This is a genomic window from Celeribacter neptunius (assembly GCF_900113955.1).
Classification (GTDB): Bacteria; Pseudomonadota; Alphaproteobacteria; order Rhodobacterales; family Rhodobacteraceae; genus Celeribacter; species Celeribacter neptunius.
In genome coordinates, this window is the sequence record NZ_FORH01000004.1 from 169,265 (window position 1) to 187,942 (window position 18,678).

The 18,678-nt window shown below is 55.3% G+C and carries 17 protein-coding genes; 12 read left to right on the forward strand and 5 right to left on the reverse strand.

Going from position 1 to position 18,678, the window contains the following annotated elements:
* The first annotated feature begins 129 nt into the window (after positions 1–129).
* The 7 genes from BM151_RS11795 (at position 130) to BM151_RS11825 (ending at position 6,454) form a co-directional block, all read left to right on the forward strand.
* Positions 130–1,437: a site-specific integrase gene (locus tag BM151_RS11795; protein ID WP_090060918.1), complete on the forward strand. Its 1,308-nt coding sequence runs from the start codon at positions 130–132 to the stop codon at positions 1,435–1,437.
* A gap of 255 nt (positions 1,438–1,692) precedes the next feature.
* A complete protein-coding gene (locus BM151_RS11800; RefSeq protein WP_090060919.1) occupies positions 1,693–2,316 on the forward strand; it encodes a hypothetical protein in 624 nt (207 codons plus the stop codon).
* A gap of 287 nt (positions 2,317–2,603) precedes the next feature.
* On the forward strand, positions 2,604–2,837 hold the full coding sequence (locus tag BM151_RS11805) for a hypothetical protein (RefSeq protein ID WP_090060920.1): 234 nt from the start codon (positions 2,604–2,606) through the stop codon (positions 2,835–2,837).
* Positions 2,834–3,058, forward strand: a complete 225-nt coding sequence (locus BM151_RS11810) for a hypothetical protein (RefSeq protein ID WP_090060921.1) — start codon at positions 2,834–2,836, stop codon at positions 3,056–3,058. The genes BM151_RS11805 and BM151_RS11810 overlap by 4 nt, the downstream gene beginning before the upstream one ends.
* A gap of 80 nt (positions 3,059–3,138) precedes the next feature.
* A complete protein-coding gene (locus tag BM151_RS11815) occupies positions 3,139–4,380 on the forward strand; it encodes a DUF6538 domain-containing protein (protein WP_090060922.1) in 1,242 nt (413 codons plus the stop codon).
* Complete coding sequence (locus tag BM151_RS11820; protein ID WP_090060923.1) at positions 4,377–4,565, forward strand: hypothetical protein; 189 nt, start codon at positions 4,377–4,379, stop codon at positions 4,563–4,565. Before BM151_RS11815 ends, BM151_RS11820 begins: the two co-directional genes overlap by 4 nt.
* 278 nt (positions 4,566–4,843) lie before the next feature.
* Positions 4,844–6,454: an AAA family ATPase gene (locus BM151_RS11825; RefSeq protein ID WP_090060924.1), complete on the forward strand. Its 1,611-nt coding sequence runs from the start codon at positions 4,844–4,846 to the stop codon at positions 6,452–6,454.
* 529 nt (positions 6,455–6,983) lie between these two features.
* On the opposite strand, the gene BM151_RS11830 is transcribed toward BM151_RS11825, so the two are convergent.
* Complete coding sequence (locus BM151_RS11830) at positions 6,984–7,451, reverse strand: hypothetical protein (protein WP_090060925.1); 468 nt, start codon at positions 7,449–7,451, stop codon at positions 6,984–6,986.
* Positions 7,452–7,814: 363 nt separating this feature from the next.
* On the opposite strand from BM151_RS11830, the gene BM151_RS21640 reads away from it, so the two are divergent.
* Both BM151_RS21640 and BM151_RS11835 read left to right on the forward strand, forming a co-directional pair.
* Entirely contained in the window at positions 7,815–7,958 is a 144-nt protein-coding gene (locus tag BM151_RS21640; RefSeq protein WP_177213117.1) for a hypothetical protein, read from the forward strand.
* A 36-nt stretch (positions 7,959–7,994) separates the two neighbouring features.
* Entirely contained in the window at positions 7,995–8,654 is a 660-nt protein-coding gene (locus BM151_RS11835) for a rhomboid family intramembrane serine protease (RefSeq protein WP_177213118.1), read from the forward strand.
* Positions 8,655–8,726: 72 nt separating this feature from the next.
* On the opposite strand, the gene xrtD is transcribed toward BM151_RS11835, so the two are convergent.
* From xrtD to BM151_RS11855, 4 genes are all read right to left on the reverse strand, one after another.
* Entirely contained in the window at positions 8,727–10,328 is a 1,602-nt protein-coding gene (gene xrtD / locus BM151_RS11840) for a VPLPA-CTERM-specific exosortase XrtD (protein ID WP_090060927.1), read from the reverse strand.
* A gap of 106 nt (positions 10,329–10,434) precedes the next feature.
* Complete coding sequence (locus BM151_RS11845) at positions 10,435–11,727, reverse strand: TonB-dependent receptor (RefSeq protein ID WP_143093088.1); 1,293 nt, start codon at positions 11,725–11,727, stop codon at positions 10,435–10,437.
* Positions 11,728–11,754: 27 nt separating this feature from the next.
* Positions 11,755–12,363, reverse strand: coding sequence for a polysaccharide biosynthesis/export family protein (locus tag BM151_RS11850; RefSeq protein WP_090060929.1), 609 nt, complete (start codon positions 12,361–12,363; stop codon positions 11,755–11,757).
* Between the two features lie 137 nt (positions 12,364–12,500).
* Positions 12,501–14,900 (reverse strand): tetratricopeptide repeat protein, encoded by a 2,400-nt coding sequence (locus tag BM151_RS11855; protein WP_177213119.1) that lies wholly within the window; start codon positions 14,898–14,900, stop codon positions 12,501–12,503.
* Between the two features lie 422 nt (positions 14,901–15,322).
* Here BM151_RS11855 and BM151_RS11860 point away from each other — a divergent pair, with 422 nt between their 5' ends.
* The 3 genes from BM151_RS11860 to BM151_RS11870 are packed head-to-tail and all read left to right on the forward strand — an operon-like array spanning position 15,323 to position 18,671.
* Positions 15,323–16,189 (forward strand): ExeA family protein, encoded by an 867-nt coding sequence (locus BM151_RS11860; protein WP_090060931.1) that lies wholly within the window; start codon positions 15,323–15,325, stop codon positions 16,187–16,189.
* A gap of 46 nt (positions 16,190–16,235) precedes the next feature.
* The gene (locus tag BM151_RS11865) at positions 16,236–17,828 is read left to right on the forward strand and encodes a GumC family protein (protein ID WP_090060932.1); all 1,593 of its coding nucleotides are present in this window, start codon (positions 16,236–16,238) and stop codon (positions 17,826–17,828) included.
* A 15-nt stretch (positions 17,829–17,843) separates the two neighbouring features.
* Entirely contained in the window at positions 17,844–18,671 is an 828-nt protein-coding gene (locus BM151_RS11870; protein ID WP_090060933.1) for a tyrosine-protein kinase family protein, read from the forward strand.
* The last annotated feature ends 7 nt before the right edge of the window (positions 18,672–18,678 follow it).

Genomic DNA, 18,678 nt, shown 5'->3' on the forward strand with positions numbered 1-18,678 from the left:
GAAAACAGGTATCTAGCCTGTTTTTGGGACCATTTACTGGACCGCTTTCAGGACCACTTTGAGATCTGCTCGGTAAATTTTACGAGCATTTTGTAGCGCCTCTGGTTATGTTTCGCGCGAATAAGTGAGATGGATCAGATGGCCGAAAAGCTACCCAAATACGTCTTCAAGCGCCCCAATGGCAGTTACAGATACAAGCGCAATGTTCCCAAGGACTTACGCAGAGTTATCCCGAAGGCCACTGTCTACCGCAAGCTCGGCAATACCTATCAAGAGGCAATAGCAGCACTGCCAGTCGCTCATGCCGAAATCGAAGCTCTTTTTGACCGAGAACGTCGGACTTCCGATGAACACCGCGCCGCAATGCTCGTTCGAGAACGTTTGGGCAAGTCGACCTATAATGCTTATCGAGATGGCGTTATCGATATCTACTGGCAGGAATACGACGATCTTTTGGAGCTCGCAGAAGACACTGAGGGGAACGTCCCGCCTGGCGTGACTAACGCTTTGAATAGGGCAAGATATATAAAGCCGTCAGTCACGTTCGATCAGGCGCTCAGAGAGTACGAAGAGTTTCTGCGTGAAGACGGGAAAGACGATAGCGGCCTCAAAGCTCGTATGGCGCGGATAAAGCGAGATCTTATTATTTGCCTTGGCGACAAGCTGTTCGAACAAGCTGATCTCAAATTGATTACCCGAGCGAACGCAAATGCCTTTCGCGACATGTTGCTCGCACGAATGTCCCCTAACTCTGTCCAACGCAACGTCGGTGTCGTCAAAGCAGCCCTCAACCATGCTATCCTTGAACACGACCTCGACATCAAGAACGTGTTCCAGGCCCTAAAGATCAAAGGGGCGGGCAGCAGCAAAACAGATCGCCTTCCAATCACGGACGAACAGCTCAGAGACATCTGGCCCGCCTTCAAGAGCAGCACCACTGCACTATCCCTGTTGCTCCTCCTCACCGACACTGGAGCACGGCTGTCGGAAATCACGGGTTTAGCAACTGGAGACATCGATCTAGAGGCAGGTATCCTTCATATCAGAGAGAACAGTTTCCGTAGCCTTAAGACCAAGACATCAACCCGAGACGTTCCGCTCTCCCAGAGAGCCACGGACTGCCTCAGAGAGCTTACTAAGAGCATGCCGGATGGGTCTCCCATCTTTTCGAGATATGCCGTTCCTCGCGGCAATGACAAAGCCTCTGCCATGCTAATGAAGCGGCTTCGAAGTGTTATCTCGGACAAGAAGATCACGATCCACTCTCTGAGGCATCGAATGAAGGACAAGCTTCGAAACACGGGCTGTCCCGAAGTGCTCTCGATGGCCATTTTGGGACACAGCACCAACACCGTGGCAGCGAATTATGGTTCGGGCTATGCGATCCAAACCATGAGGGATGCGATGGCAAAGGTTTGGCCAAGCACGCCCAGTTAATCCAGCAAATTCAGGCGATGGCAAATCGACCAAAACAGTCAAAACTGCCGTCATATAACTTGTTGTTTTTAACCATATAAATATTACCTCCGACTATAGGTAGAAGGCTATTGATGATCACAGTCAAAAGAAATGCTTGATTATTGATATGCCCTCAAATCGAAGAAGAGGATGGGGCGCACCCATACCCTTACCTATTACCTATTACCTATTACCTATATATTGTTATTATTTATCAATTACTTATGAGGAAATATGAATCATTCAACAAGCTATATTGACCCGAAATTCTTCAACGCAAACCTCTCTCAATACCAAGGCTACCACCTCCAAGTATTTCGTGCAGGTCGCGCCAAGATTAGTCTGCAGGCCGAAACCCAACAGAAGCACGAATATTTTGCACAGCGGCCCAAAAGGGACCTTGAGGGCTACGGACGTCAAAAAGCCCGTTCACGCGATAATTCAAAGGAACATTTTCGGATCGTTGATCGTTTGCTTGCCGATAACACCGATGCGAAGGTGTATCGTCTGTATGCTAAAGGAAACAATAACGAAACGGCAGACAACGCGCATCTGATTGCGTCGGTGGCGAAGAAAACCATTTGGCTCGTCATGGGAACTATCACACATCGCTGGATCGTGCTCTCAGCGGTTGTTGAATGGCTTGTTTCTGGGAAGGGCGCGCGCACAGGTGAGCAGAGCCTATTTAACGAATACATGCCATCGTACGAGCACGACTGGCAGGATGCTTCCTTTCTGCCCGAAGACTACAAGCATGAAATAAGAGACAATGTCTTTGAACTTAACCCTCAGCACTCTAGCAGAACCAATACGACGCAGGGTAGCTATGAAGTCGACGAGAACGGAACCATATTTTAGGCGCTCCCGCATCTATAATATGGCTGTCTCACTTTGAATATAGATGTATATTTTCAATATGATAACGTAAAATCTTACCAGAGATTCGATACCTAAGCGTCCTGCAGACATTGATTAAGTGCAGCACCCTTTGGCTGTGTGCTAAACACCAAAGGCTGTGAGTGTGATCGACCACACCACGTCTTGCAACACAAAAGCAGAACCAAGTCGATTGCACCTCGCATTGCCCAGCAAACTGAGAAACTTCGGGCATCTATGATGGTAACCAACCATCATGGAGACAAACAATGTTTACCTCATTCACGCTGCTCGCACTTGCGGGTGGCGCTTTTCGCTTTGGCACGGGCTTGCTTCTCGCCCGCAAGTGGAACCTCACCATCAGCCTACCTCAACTGTTTGCTGTGGGGCTCGTTGTCCTTGCGGCTCTACCTGACCTCATCAAACCCCTGCCCTTCCCCTTTCCTCTCGGACTGACCTTGGGCTTCGTCCTTCCGGACCTGATCATTGCGAGGCGCTCATGACAATCAATGACACCTTGCTCACTCCCGGCGCAATCGTCGTAATCGCCGGTTTTGACGACATCCCCTCACACCTCTTCCAGATCGATGAAGTCTACGAAGATGTTGTGACCGGCATTGCTCTCACTGGCCCGCTTGAGGGCGAATACGGAGAGCCGGACAAGAGCCTAATCCAGCGGATTTGGCCAAATGACACACAAGAGGCCTCTCAGGGATCATCGTAAACCCTGAGCCCCTCTGATCTTTCTCGGAAAATCTCACATCAGACACAAAACCGGGGCGTTTGCCCCGGAAAGGAGACCCTATGTCTGCCAAGATCAAGTATGCCTATCTGCGGCACAACACATGGATTTATCGCAGAACCTACCCCAAGCCTCTGCAACCTGTCTTGGGCTCCGCGCTCAAGCGCTCCCTTCGCACCTCTGACGCTAGAACCGCCCAGTCCCGTGTGAAGGACCTCAACGCCACCTATGACCGCATTGTCATGGAGGCAGAGAATCAACTCAAGGAAGCCAACCAAGAGCCCTCCGATCGGCTCGATGTCACTTTGCCCCGCTTCAAGCGTCTCAGGCTCATTGGCGAACAGGAGGTGGGAGCGCTTGCCTCTACCTATCTGGCTGCCGCTTATCAGCGCTTGCGTCCCGGCAGCTACAAGTCGGTTCGCTTCGCCATGGAGTTGCTGTCCTCGCATCTGGGAGCGCAGAAGATCGGGGAACTCTCACCAAGCACCGGACGGGAGGTACTTGCTCTCATTGGGCAGCTCTCTCCCAACATCCGCAAGTATGCGGAGGCACAGGGTCAATCCCTGAGCCAGTTGGCAGAGCTCTCTCAGACCCTCGAGGGAATATCCCTGACCCCGCAGACCCAGAGGCGGATCTGGGAGCAGATGTCTGCCTTCCTAGACTGGTGTGTAGAGCAAGGCGAAAGCGATACCAACCCGTGGGAAAAGCTCAAGGTCAATGCGCCACCCGAGCCGGACCCGCACCGGGTTCTGACAGATAAGCAGGTCGTCATATTGCTGGCGGAGAAAGACAGGGCACTTCACGGTGCCCTTCTTTTTGGCCTACTCACAGGTCTTCGCTCTGGTGAAATCTGTGGTCTCATGGCTGAGGATGTCACGCAGAAGGGCAACCTCGGGTGGTTTGTCATGGTCAGGCCCAACGCGGTTCGCTTGCTGAAGTCAAAGGCGGCGGAACGGGAAGTGCCTCTTCATCCTGTCCTGGAACAGTATCTGGATGGATCTTACGGACGACAGGGGCGGCTTTTCCCGAGCCTCTCGGTCGATCGGGTGGTGAAGTCTTATGCCAAACTCCGGTCACTGCATCCCGAGCTCTCCGGTACAGTGTTCCACTCCACCCGCAAGTGGTTCGTCACCCAATGCGAGCGCACAGGTGTGCCTGAGCACTTCACAGCAGCACTGGTGGGGCATCAGTCGGCACGGTCACAAAACCGGCTCACCTACGGGCTCTACTCTGCCGGGATCAATGATGAACAAAAGCGAGAGATCATCGATCAACTGCGGCTACCAGTGGAGGTGTCGCCATGACTCCCCGCCCCCACATCATCCCCGATATCGAGGCCTTCGAGGAGAGAGCTGCCATTGCCGAGTATGATGGGTGGCTGTCACGCAAACAGGCTGAAGACCTCGCGGCCCGCGCTCAAGGCTTCGTGAGTGCTGATCAGTATTGGGAAGTTCTCGCCGACTATGTCATCAACAGACGCTTCACGTAGATGGATCATGCCCCCGTCCGGTTGCCTTCATTGGCGATTGGGCGGGGGAAAGCCTTTGAATATCTCTTTTCACCCACTATGCTGCTTTTCGGCATAAAGCGTTTCAGTCATGGGGCTTCAATGTCCGCCAATTCAGGCATTCGCTGCGTCAGTGCGATTGGAGACTGCTCGAAGTCACATTGCTCGGGAGGCCCTGCTTTAGATGGCTTTGCATTACGCGTCCGTTTCGTCATCGTGCGCCCCAGTCTTAATTGTAGCAGTCACATATTGGAGACCCCATGACCTTTAATCTCAGCTTCCCGACACAGAGCGCCAATTTCGCCAATATGCAGCTACACGCAGGTGAATTGATCTTCGTATTGGGCGCGAATGGCACTGGCAAGTCGAGCCTTATGCATCTTTTCGCAAGCCGCAATCAGAACAACGTTCGCAAGATATCTGCTCATCGGCAAACGTGGATGAACTCGAATGCCTTGGACATGACGCCCGCGAACAAGTTACAGACTGAGGCACATCTTAAGACGGATGACCGCAGGCAGGAATCTCGCTACAAAGACCCCTACGGGGCGCAACGGGCAAGCATGACTGTATATGAATTGATCAACGCGGAAAACGTTCGTGCAAGGTCGATAGCTGCTGCAGTTGATGCGAACGATAGCGAAGCTGTTAACGAAGCCAAGAAGGTCGAAGCCCCGATTACCGTCATTAACGAACTGCTACGTGAGTCGAATATCCCGATCAAGATTACAGTTCGTGCAGATGAACGGGTAATGGCGAGCAAGGACGGCGGCCCAGAATACAGTGTAGCTGAGTTGTCAGATGGAGAGCGCAATGCTCTCTTGATTGCGGGCAACGTGCTGACTGCGCCTAAAGGAACTCTGCTGATCATCGATGAACCAGAGAGGCACCTACATCGTTCGATTATTGCTCCACTGCTGAGCCTGCTATTTGAACAGCGCTCTGACTGTGGGTTCGCCGTCTCTACGCATGACCACGATCTGCCTCTCGAAGTGCCCGGAGCTAGAACGCTTCTAATTCGTGCGTGCAGCTTCAATGGCCAACATGCGCAAATTTGGGAGGCTGATGAACTGCCTGCGGAGGCGCCGATCGACGATGTCCTCAAACGCGATCTTCTCGGCTCGCGTCGGAGGATGTTGTTCGTCGAAGGAACCGAAAGCAGCTTGGATAAGCCCCTCTACAGCTTGATCTTTCCCATGGTGTCAGTGATTCCGAAAGGTAATTGCCGAGAAGTCGAGAACGCGGTTTCCGGCAGTCGTTCTGGTGAAAGCTTCCACTGGCTTAGAGCGTTCGGTATCGCTGATGGTGACGGCTACAATGAAGAACAGATTGAATCTAAACGACAACGAGGCGTATATGCACTTCCGTTTTATTCCGTTGAAGCCATATATTTCCACCCTGAGATAATAAATAGGATCGCTGCTCGAAAAGCGGAAGTGGATGGTAGTGACGCAGTCAAGGTTGCAGAGCAAGCCATCTTGGGTGGCGTCATAAGCGTTTCTGATCACACTGACCGCCTCAGCAAAAACGCTGCAAAGAAGGCTGTGCGCAAACTGATCATGGATCAGCTTCCGAATGATGACGATCTTCTTAACGGACAAGAAATCACATTCACGAATTGCGGCCCTCAAATTCACGCAACGAGGAAAGCAGAACTTGATGCTGCGGTCGAAGACAATGACTGGATCACGATTCTTAATCGGTGTTCCATTCGGGAGTGCGGGGCGCGCAATAGCATCATCGAGGCACTTGGGTTCCGTACGATAGCTGATTATGAGAAAGCTGTACGTCATTTGCTTGTCGTCGATGATGATGCGCTCACGTTTGTGCGTGGCCTATTCGGACAACTTCCCGCAGACTTGGAAATTTGATCCTAATTTGCACCGGACTTGGCCATATCGGCTTTTGCAAGAGTGAGAGATCCTGTTGGCTTCTGCAGCGAACGTTCGCATCTCGCGCAAATAGGATATTTACTCGTATTGTGACGACAATCTTCTCACAACCCTACGATCCGATAAGGTCCATTATGAGAACAAGTCTAAAATAAACGTGTTCCAACTAGTCCTTGCGATACCATCGCATATTTTGAGCATCACGACCCTCGTCACTGATACGCCCCTCTAAAAATGAGGGGATTACCATCTCAAGCCCACTACTGAGGACACTCTAAGTCGAGGTCCATGCGAAAACCTAGATCACTCGGTGTAAATTGGCAGGAAATCGTTGCTAAAGGTGTGCCCAATACCTGCTCGTAAAACACCTACTGCTTGCTCTGCAGGTTGTCTGTGGCGTAAGCGAGACAGTTCATCTGATGACACAGCCCTAACGACGTGGAAATAGCATGTCGCAAACTAAAGTTGGTTATACTTTATTGTTTCCCATTCCTTAATGACCGAGATTTCAGCCGCCGGTTGCTCTGGCAATCCCACTATGGATATAATCTGAAACAGCGGCTATATCTGGGCTAGGCTGCTGCAACTTCATCTCTGCTTCTTCGAGACGGTTTTTGAGCAGTTGAATCCTCGATTCTAATAGAGACACTGCTTCATCAGTGTCGACCTCAAGCTGGCTAAATGCGCTTCGTGCCTCACGCCCAGCAAACCCCTCAACGACATACAACTGCCCATCGACGGTGAGATTGAACACTTGTTCGAAAGACACCTCACACTGAATGCCTTTCCACTCAGCAGTGCTAAAGCCGAGGATGCGTCCGGTGTAGCGCACATCAAATTCGTCCACTTTACGTGCGGAATACGCCTCAACCGCTTCAATACACGCTAAAATATTTCCAGCATCACCGGCTCTTACGGCACTTGGACTTGCCGAGATGACCCCAGCAAGAAGTGGAATGACAATGAAAGCTTTCATCTTTTCCCCAAAGAATAGATTTGAATATGTGGCTACAGTATTGCACCCGCACATACTGTCGGCGCAACCCCCGAGAGTGTTGGGTGGTTTGTAGAGGTTGCCTTCGCCGCTTAAGCATGAAGAAATTCGGCGCATAAATATAGAGGTATATTTGGACCATTTTTAGGACCACTATCTCAAAATTATATATCATAAGTACCTATGAATAAATAGAATATTAAAGTTTTCGATTGCCTCTTCTGGGCACCATTACCCCCCCTTGATATCCGATGCTCTGACACGAAGATCTCGCGAAACGAGGGGCCGGTACCCGCGTGCGCAGACTTGACTTACAGCCCCGCCGATTCCCATATGAGAGCGGCATTGCCAGATCAGAAAGGCGAGGACGGGCCGCTGTCATTCGAATTTTCCAACCATGTCATCGGCCACCTCGCCGGGACTCGACCCGGCCCCGGCATCAGCGATGGTGATCTGGCCCTGTCGCCCATGCGCGCCACGCGTCGCTGAGCCATGGCCTCCGACCCACAGACGACTCATCGAGCAATGCCGCGCCCCAAACCCCGTGCCTGGCCGAAATCTCTGATTCTGCTTCTCATGCTCAATATCCTGCCTGAGCTGGTGTTCGATCTTTTCGTCCTCAGCTCTCAGGATGGATTGGCGGCCATCCTGCGGACGCGTCTCTATCAATATCTGGCGTTTTGGCCCAGCCTTCTGAGCGGCGCGCATGCCGGTTACCCCGGTCAGGCTCTTTTCATGTTCCTGACCTATGGGTTCCTGCATGCCGGGCTGGCGCATCTGACGATCAATATGATCACATTGGTCTCACTGTCCCGTCCACTACTGGAATCCCTCGGCTCACGCCGGTTCATGTCGCTCTACCTCATCGGGATCATAGGTGGAGCCGGCGGCTACGCGCTGCTCGCGACGCAGCCACAACCCATGGTCGGCGCGTCGGGCGCCCTGTTCGGGCTGGCCGGTGCGCTTCTTTGGGAACGCGCCGTCGAAGACCTGCGCGATCTCGGGCTTTGGGAGACCCTCAGGGGGCTCGCATTCCCGCTCCTGTGGCTCGTTCTGATCAATGTCGTGATGTATGTGGCCTTCAACGGGCATCTGGCCTGGGAGGCGCATCTGGGGGGCTGTATCAGTGGCGCAATTGCCATGGCCTGGCTCATGCATCGGCGCAAAGCACAGGGCACCGATTGAGCCCCGCGCCCATCGCGCGACGATAGCAGGTAATCGATACCCCGGCTGTGGCTTCTCAGAGCACGAAATGCACTATTCCGGAATGTACTCCGGAAGCTTTTGCAGCGCCTGCGCCATGAAGGTCTGCATCCGCTGCTCCGCCTCCTGAACGGTCTCGCCTTCGCCGATCTTGGTCACGAAACGCACAATGCCACCATCCGTACGGCCTTTGGTCAAACCGTCGCGCAGCACGGTCAGCTTGGCCGCGAAGTCATTGGTCATCCGGACACCACGCTGTTCGAACCAATAGTAGACCAATTGCTGTTCAGTTTGCTTTTCGATGATCGCACGGTTGACGGTAAAACTTCCGTAGACCGTGTTCGGGAAGCTGACCTGGGCTTTCTCCAAAGAATGAATTTCCCAGCCGCCGGACGGCAGACACACTTCGGGTGAGTGAATGCCCTGCCCTTCGGTCTGGCTCGCATACCAGGCCGAGAAAAACTCAACCGGTTCCCTTTGGTCCGGGCTGGTATAGAGGCTCATGATATAGTCATTGGCGCCCAGGACACGTTCGACATCGTCATCGAGGATCATGGTCTGGCCACGCCAATTCTCGATCGTGCGCGGGAAAAGGGCAAAGACCTCCCGGACCAGCGGCGGGGCGTCAGGCCGGAGAGCCGGCACCAACACGGCCGAGGCCGCGGTGATGAGCACAGCAGCGACCATCGGAACCACGGAAGCGCGCAGCCGGAAAACCCGGCCCAGATGCGGCCCCATCCCGCCGAAGTCGAAATCCACGGTTTCGCTCAGGGTCTTCGGGTTGGTGGTGAACCGTTGCAGGAGCATTGCGAACAGAAACAGGATCGCGACACAGGTTCCGAAAATCACCCAACCTTCGAAATAGTGCAAAAATCCCTCGGCCTGTCCGATGCCGTAATAATTCACCAGTACACCGATCATGCCGATCCGGAAGGAATTCATCAGCACGGCCAGCGGCGCGGCCAGTGCAAAGATCAGGACCTTGTGCGCATAGGGACCCCGATAGAGAATCGCCACGAGATAGCTGAACGACAGGATCGGGAAGAGATAGCGCAGCCCGGAACAGGCTTCGGCCACCAAGAGCTGATAGGGGCCAAGATCGATGACATTGCCATCAAGGAACACCGGGATGCCGAAGAGGTTGATCACCCAAACGCCGAACTCGGAAGACACACCCTGAAGAAAGGTGTTCATTTTCCAGTACATGTATTGTGGCAGCGGCAGCATGAAAACGAGGTGCAGGACCGGAAGCTGATGTCTCTTGCCTTGAGCCCAACCCATGAAGACCAGAACGACGCCCGAGACCCAGATCACAAAGCCATAGGTCACGACATCCGGGATCTGCGCCAGATTGCCGATGATCGCCACCAGAGCGGCAAACAGCATGACGGCAAGGCCGGGACCTCTCTTAAGCGCCCCCTCCGCCGGACGCGGATGATGGTCCCGCAGCTCGCGCAGGAACAGGTAGAGTGAGATCAGCGGGATCAGCGGCCCGTGACTATATTCCGGCGTAATCCAGGCCCGCCCCAACGACACGAAGCCGAGCCAGAACAGCGGGATCGACACGAGGACGAGCCCTGCGAGCCAAAAGAAGCCACTCCGCACGAATGGCGCTTGCTGGGTATTCTCCGGGGGGAAGGTATCGACGGAAGTCATAGGGCACTCTTTAATAGGTTCAACGGTACGTGGACTGGATCATGCAATCGAATCTATCATGCGGCGAGAGGAGGCCTCGATCAACTCTGCGTCAGAGATCTCCCGATCAAAGGCGACCTTGCCAGCTGCGACCGATGTTAAAATAGACAGCTTCGGATGTGGCGCGATCGCTTCCGGTTTCAGATCGCGTCGTCGAGCTGAGACCCAGCGAAAGTTGCCAGTTCTTGTCGAGCTGATGATTCAGCTGCACGCTGGCAGAGAAGCTTTCCGTGTCGTCATCCGTCAGAAGACTGTTTTCGTCGGCATAGACACCCGCCAAGGACAGCGACGACAGCGGCGACAATGCGAGATCGAACCCCGCCACGGCCGCGGTCGTCACGACGACATCGTTGTCCGACGTGTCGGTCACCGAGGAATTCAGGGAAAGGCCCAGTTGTGCCGTCGACGTGAGCCGGGCGTCATAGCTCAGCCGCCCGGTGAGTTGCGTGTCGAAATCATCGGAAAAAGTCGCACCGACATCCAGGCTCAGCTGGCTCGTTTTTGTCGGAGAGATGGCGAGGCCAGCACTGAGACTATAGCGCTCGCTGGTGTTTTCCGGGTCCGCATAGGCGAGCGAGCCCCGCAGCGAAAGAGCGTCAGACTGAATGGCGGTCAGGCTCAGGCCGAAATTGGTCGTCGCAGCGGCTGCCGTGCTGTCGGATTTCCGATGTGCGTAGGACAGCTGACTGTCCAAGCGAAGGGTCGGCGTCAGGTCGAAATGCGCGTTCAGGGCGGATGTCCAGTTCGAGCTGTCTTCCAAACCGGAGGAGCTGACATTGGAGTATTTCAGCTCGTTCCCCGACAGGGTGACGCCCCAGCCGAAGGCCTGATCCTGATCGAATTGGGCGGTCAGACGGTACGAGATATTCTCGCGCGTCCCGGTGCCCTGCAGGCTGGCAAGGTCCTCCGGAACGACAATCACGCCATCCTCATCGGCCACAAGCTCGGCGGCATTCAGATAAGAAATGTCGTCCGTGAGATATTGCGCATAGGCGCTCAACTCTGCACGCGGGGCAATATGCGCGTAGCGCAGCACCGCGTTCTTGCGGTCCAGCGAGAATTCTTTATTGGCGCTGTCCACATCTCCGAACGGATAGTTCAGACGGCCGGCGGCAGTCAGGGAAAACGTCGACTGGCGGCTCACGGAATGCAAGGTCGCACTCAAATCCGTCTTCAGCAGATAGCGCACGTCGCTATCGTCTGCGGTCAACGTCGGGTTGCGCGTGGCTTCAAAGCCCTGGCGCAGGCTGAACTCTTGCGTCAGCCCACCCCGTTCCTGACCCAAGGCGGGCGAGATCGCAGCGATACAGATGACTGCCGTTGAAACGCTTGTCCGAAGCGAATTAGACCGTTTCTTCATTTTCGTGCCCGCCCCCTGCAGCTTCGGTTACTCGAACAACCGACGCGCCGGCACCACGATGACATCGCCGTCCTGCATTTCGGAAAGAGCAACGCCGGCTTCGCCGTTCAGAACCCGTTTGTAGTTCAGTTTTGCGACCGTCTCGCGACCTTCAACAACACGGCGCAGCTGGACGCGTTTCTCCGCGGCAAAGTCGGTGAACCCACCAGCCTGGGACAGAGCCTGAAGCAGCGTCGAACCGCCGGCGATGCTCAGCATGCCCGGGTTGTTCACTTCACCGATGACGTAGATATCGATCGTCGAGGGGGTCGCGACCGTATCCGGACGCAGCTGCAACAGGGAAACAACCACGGTCGGGCGGGTTGCAAAGTTGCTCGCGAGACCGTCTGTCACGCGGCGCTGTGCTTCCGGAATCGAGGCACCGGATACGCGAATGTTGCCGGCCAGCGGCAAGGAGATCCGACCATCGGGGGCCACCAGAACCTCGCGGTTGATGGTGGAATCTTCGAGCACTTCAACCCGCAACAGATCGCCCGAACGGATACGATAGCCCTGGGCGTTTGCCATGGAAGCGAAAGTCGTCGCAACCAGGATCACGAGCGAGGCGAGAATAGAGAAATAGCGTGTAGATGTCATTTTATAACGTCCAGACTTCAAAGGATTCACATCATGCATCCGCACAATTGTGCATTGCGGTTTCAGTATCACAGAACAGAAATTCACCCTAGGTAAACGATAGGGTTTGGCCCTGTTATGTGGCTTGTAGGCGACAGTTATTGGCTCGCCTCGGCGGCAAGCATGTCATATTTGGCTTTCGCCATGTCAAGTTTCTGCACATTTTGCCCGCCTTCGGCGAGACGGAAGCCACGTTCATATTCGGCCATGGCCTCGTCTTTGCGATTCGCCGCCGTGTAAGCTTCGGCAAGATTGAATGCGACGGTCGGATTATCGGGCAAGCCACGCGCCGCAGCTTCGAGATTCAGAACCGCCTCGCTTACCCGCCCCTGACGCAGCCTGACATATCCGACCGTATCAAGGATGGCCGGGAAATTGCTGGCGGAGAGGACATTCGCGATCTCTGCCGCTTTTGCGAGAGAGGCTTCATCGTCCTTATAATAGACAAGCATGCTGGCATAATTGTTCGCCACGGTCAGGTTGTTGGGATTCAGCACGTAGAGCTTTTCGTAACTTGCCAGAGCCGCATCGATGTCGCCCTCCTGTTCGAGCTCAAAGGCACGCAACAGAACCAGCTGCTCGGAATCCGGCTTCCGTTCAAGCGCAGACGAAAGCAGCGCCTGCGCCTCTTCCTTTCGGCCATCCTGCTGCAACAGCGCGTAGAGACGTTGGATAACGACGATCTGATCCGGCTCTGCCGCGGACAAGGCCTTCAGAAGCTCAATTGCCTCCCCCATCTTGCCTTGCAAAGAGAGCAGATTGGCTTCGATCACTTTCAAAGCGATCGTTTCGGGGAAACGATCCTGAAGCTCCTTGAGATGTTTGGACGCATCCTCATAACGGCCCGACATCACCTCGATCCGCAGGATTTGCAGCTCGCCGCCAAGCTCATCGACACCCTCACCATTCTCATCGAGCGAATTCCGCAAGAACGCGAGGCTGTCGTCGACGCGATTCTCCTGAAACAGAATGTTGGCTTGCAGGTTTCGTATCAGCTCGGACGCCTCCGGGTTCTTGCTGTCGACCAGGCGATTGAGCAAGGCACGGGCACCATCGAGATCACCGCGCTGAAACTGCAGTTTCGCCAGCTGCGAAACCAGCGGCATATTGTTGATATTCCTGGCGACACTGTCTTGCAGCACACGTTCGGCCGCGGCCAGGTTGCCGCGCGCCGCCTGGAAATGCGCATAGGGAATCGCCGCTTTCGGCGACGAATCGCTGACTTCGACCGCCTGCGCCAAACGCTGTTCGGCAAGCTGCTGATTGCCAAGCCGCTGTTGCGTCTCTGCCAACATCAGCATGGCATCGACGTTGCGCGGCGCCTGGCTTAGCACGGTCCGCAGATCCGTCACCGCATCGGTGAGCTCACCGGCCCGGATAAAGCGGGAGGCCCGCGTCAACAGCGCGTCAATATAATAGGGGTCCGTATCGAGAATCTCGGTGAGCAACGGCGTGGCGCTGTCGGGGTCACCGAGATCCGTATACATTTTGACCAGTGCCATGCGGCCATCGTTTTTCTGACCCTCGTCCTGAATGGCCTCGACAATGCCCTTCATCACCGAGACGTCTCGATCCTGACCGTTGGTGAAGCGAAGATACGCGGCCTGAGCCGCATAGCGGCGGCCAAGATCGGTTCCCTCGTTTGCGGTTGCCAGACGGTCGATCTCCTCGAGCGCGACATCGTCACCCTGAGTTTCGCGCAGCAAACGCACCAAGGTCGCATGACCCTCAAAGGGCGCATCGTCTGCCCCGGCCCGTTCCCGCAGAAAGGCTTCGGCTTCGGCCATTTCATTGCGCGAGAAATACCACCCCAAAAGCAGATCTGCGGCCTGCTCGCTTTCCGGGAAGGTATCATACATCTTGCGCAGACGATCACCGACGAGCTCGTCTTCCCCTCCGGCATCCAGTGCGCGCAGCTCCGCCATCATCAAGGATTGCGATCTCGGATGACGCGCGAGGAGGCGCTGAACATAGGGCAATGCGCTGGCGGGCTCCGGGCCCGTGGACGTCCAGTCGATCATCAAGCGCAACGCCGTATCCAGATCCGGATCCTTTTCGAGCAGCGCGCGGGCCTCTTCGACCTGACCAGCCGCGGCAAGCATGTCATCGCCCTTCTTGGCCTCAAAATAGGCCAGGATCACCCCGAGGGCCTGCCCCCGCAGATTGTCCGGTTCCAGCTCCAGTGCCTTTTGACCATGGCGCTCTACCTCATCCCATGAATTTGTGTCGAGCGCGATTTCCGCGAGGCGCCGCCGGATTTCGGCATCGTTCGGATGTTGCTCCGAGAGGATATTAAACTGCGCATAGGCGCGCGGAATATCGTCCTCTTGCAAAAGCAGCTCGCCATAGAGCTCACGGGCTTCGCGATGGAATTTGTTGTTCTTGAGCGCATTGCGCAGCTCGATAATGGCGCGCGACGTGTCGCCTTCGTCCCGAAGCTCCAGCGCTGACGCATAGAATTTCTCCGCGCGCTCCTCTTTATCAATACAGCCCGTCAAAACCGACGCGCACACAAGAAACAAAATTCCAACACGGACAATCACGACACCGACCTCTCAAAAGACACCCAAACGGTGTTCATTTAACATATATGAGCCACGAGGACACGCAGTTTGTCTGGCCTGACGATGACGCTGAAACCGCTTTGCAGGTGCGGAAAAGGGGGTCGGGCGCGTTTCTCTGGTCATATGCGAGCCGCCCGCCGCACTGGATTTCACACCAATGTCGCGGACAATCAAGTGAAACGAGAGCTGTTGTCCATAAGATGTTATATTTCAGGCATTTTCATGCTTGAACACCAGTCAATTTCTAAAAACATTGCCTCAGTATTTTAGGGTTCATATACTCACGGAGGGAGGATAGAGTGACCGTGCACCAACGCAGCAATGCGTGCACGGACTTTGGGTATGAGAGTAGGTTAATGAACTTTTCCTTGCAAAACGTGCTGGATCACTTTGGCTTGTCCGGGCGCCCCTTCACGCTGGTACCTGATCCAGGTTTTTTCTTCATGTCAGAGCAGCACAGGTACGCACAGGCGTCGCTTGCTTATGGCATCATGTCCAGAGCCCCGATCACGATGCTCACCGGCGACATTGGCGCCGGCAAGACGCTTATCTTGCGCGATCTTCTCCTGAATCAACAAGATGAAGATATTACGGTGGGTCTCGTCGCCAACGCCGCGCCCGCCGATCGGGTCGAAATGTTGCGCCTCGTGCTTTATGCCCTGGGTGAGGACGTCCCCGAGACAGACAGTTACGCGAAGCTCTACGCGCAACTTGAGGCCTTTTTGGTCGACAGATACCGCGCCGGCCAGCGCGTTGTGCTGATATTTGATGAAGCGCAAAATCTCGATCGCGATTCGCTCGAGCATTTGCGCATGCTGACCAATATCAACTACGGCGAGCATGAGCTTGTTCAGCTGGTCCTGATCGGCCAACCGGATCTGCGCGACATGATCGCCCGTCCGGACCTGCGTCAGTTGGCTCAGCGGATCTCGGCCAGCGCCTATATCTCGCCGCTGTCGAAAGATGAAATCGGCGCCTATATCGAATACAGGCTACAGGTGGTCGGTCGCGAAGACCCGCTTTTCTCGTCCGACACCTATGAGATGATTTACGATCACACAGGCGGCGTTCCGCGCCTGATCAATCAGCTCTGCGATTACGGGCTGCTCTATGCCTTTGGCGGCAACGAGCAAATCGTGACCTGCGAAACGCTCGCTTCCGTCGTAGAAGACAATTTTCTGATGAGCGGCGAACGCGCCGTTCCGCTTCGCGCCTTGCCATGAGGCAAAAGCCCCCTTCGAACGCACAATACAGTACTGAGGCCGAGTGATGGATTTTTCTTTTTATTGGCAGTTGTTCAAGCGCCGTCTGCCGCTCGTGATTGTCTTGGCGATCATCGGCGCCATTGCCGGGGCGACACTGGCCCTGCGCATGCCGACAATCTTCAATTCGCGCGCGGTCTTGATCGTGCAAACCGCGCAGATCCCCGACGAACTGGCCGCAAGTACCGTGCGCACGGGCGAGATGGAAGCCCTGCAGATCATTCGGCAGCGTATCCTGAGCCGCGAGGTTTTGCTCGATCTGGCCAACAAGCTAAAGATCTACGACTCCAACACGCTCATGGGGCCGGATAGCAAAGTCACCAATATGCGTGACCGGATCACCATCGAAACAGAAGGCGGGCAACGCACACGGTTTGGTCCGCGAGACGCAACCATCATGCAGGTTGGCTTTGCCGCCGACAACCCGAAGCTGGCCGCAACTACCGCAAATGAGCTCGTCACGCTGATCATGCAGACCAACCTGGAGATGCGGACGGATGTCGCCCAGCAAACGCTGGATTTCTTCTCTCAAGAAGTTGATCGCTATGAGGCACAGCTCAACAAACTGAGCGCGCAGCTGCTCGACTTTCAGGAAAACAACCTCGGCGCCCTGCCCGACAGTCTGGATTTCCGTCGGGATCAAATCGCGCGACTGCAATCGAATCTCGAGGATTTGAAACGCAGCGAGGCCACACTCCAGGACCGTCGCGCACAGCTTGTGAGCCTGTTCGAATCCACCGGGACCACGCAGCTTGACGCCGCGAAACGGCAAATTCAGGCCTTGCCGCAACGCACGCTGCGCCCGGCCGAACAGCGGCTCGCACAATTGCAGGCGGAATATGAGGCACAGGTCGGTGTCCTGTCCGAAAACAACCCGCGCATGGTCTTCCTTCGCAGTCAGATTGAATCCGCCAAAGAGCGCGTTGCCGCGCTGCCGCCGATTGAAGACGGCAACACCGGCGAAGAAACCGCGAAAGAACAGGCCTCCTCGGTTTTCAACATTCAACTGGCCGATATTGACGCGCAGATCGCCTATGTCGAGGACCAAAAGCTATCGACCCAGGAGCAGATCACCGATCTGAACCGTTCGATCGAAGCCACACCGGGCAATGCCGTGACCCTTGCCTCGCTGCAACGCGCCTATTCGGCGGCTCAGGAACAGTACAATCAGGCAGTGTCCAACAAGGCGCAAGCTCAGACCGGCACCATCATTGAATCGATGTCGCGCGGTCAGCGCATCAGCGTGATCGAACAGGCGGTTCCGCCCGAAAAACCGGCGAGCCCGAACAGGCCGCTGATTTCGATCGCAGGTCTGGGGGCGGGTGCCGGGCTTGGGCTGCTGATCATTCTGATCGGCGAGCTTTTGAACAAGACCATTCGCCGACCGGAAGATCTCAAGAACCAGCTCGGGATCGAAACCTTCGCGACAATTCCCTATATCATGACGCCCAATGCGATCATTGCCCGCACGGTTCGAAGCCTTCTCATCGCTGTTCTGGCGGTCTGCATCGTCAGTGCCGCGCTCTGGTTCGTGAACAGGAACGTCACGCCCCTTCAACCCCTTCTCGAACGTCTCCTCTCGGCAGCGTCGCTGATCTAACGGTAAGGTAGCACCATGGAACGACTTCAAGCAGCGATCGAAAAGGCACGTAAAGGTTCTCCGGGAGGCGGCCAGCGAGGCCAGAAACATCAGAGCCTGCAAGAGAAATGGAACGCCTTGGAGCCACTTTCTCTCTCCGCGCCGACGCTCAAGAAGAATCTCATTTTCGCCCATGAAGCCACGCATGAGGCCGTATCGTTTGATATCCTGCGCACCCGTACCTTGCGGTTCATGCAGCAACGCGGCTGGACCCGGGTGGCGGTGACCTCTCCCAGCCCCGCCTGCGGCAAAAGCACGGTGTCGCTCAACCTTGCCTTCGCGATGGCGCGTCAGCAGAACACACATACGATCCAAATCGAACTGGATATGCGGCAACCCAGCCAGGAAAGGCTGCTCGGGCTGGCCAAGAGGAACACCACGACCACGTCGAGCAACGACTTGGAGGAATTATTGTCCGGCGAAACGCCTTTCTCGCAAGTGGCGCGCCGTCACGGTGACCGTTTGGCTCTGGCCACCAATGGAAATGCGGTTTCCAATGCCTCTGACCTGCTCCTCGGCCCGCAGGTCGGCGATGTGCTTCAGAAGATCGAAGACGAGTACAAACCCGATATCATGATCTTTGACATGCCGCCCATGCTCGCCAATGACGACATGATCGCCTTCACCCAGCATGTCGATTGCGTCTTGCTGATTGCCGCGGCCGAAAACACGACACTGGAACAGATCGAGCGCTGCGAACGCGATCTCGCTGAGCAAACCAATGTCTTGGGCGTGGTCCTGAACAAATGCCGTGTGACGCCCGCGGATGGGCGCTACGGCTACAACTATTCCTACGGTACTTGAGACGGCG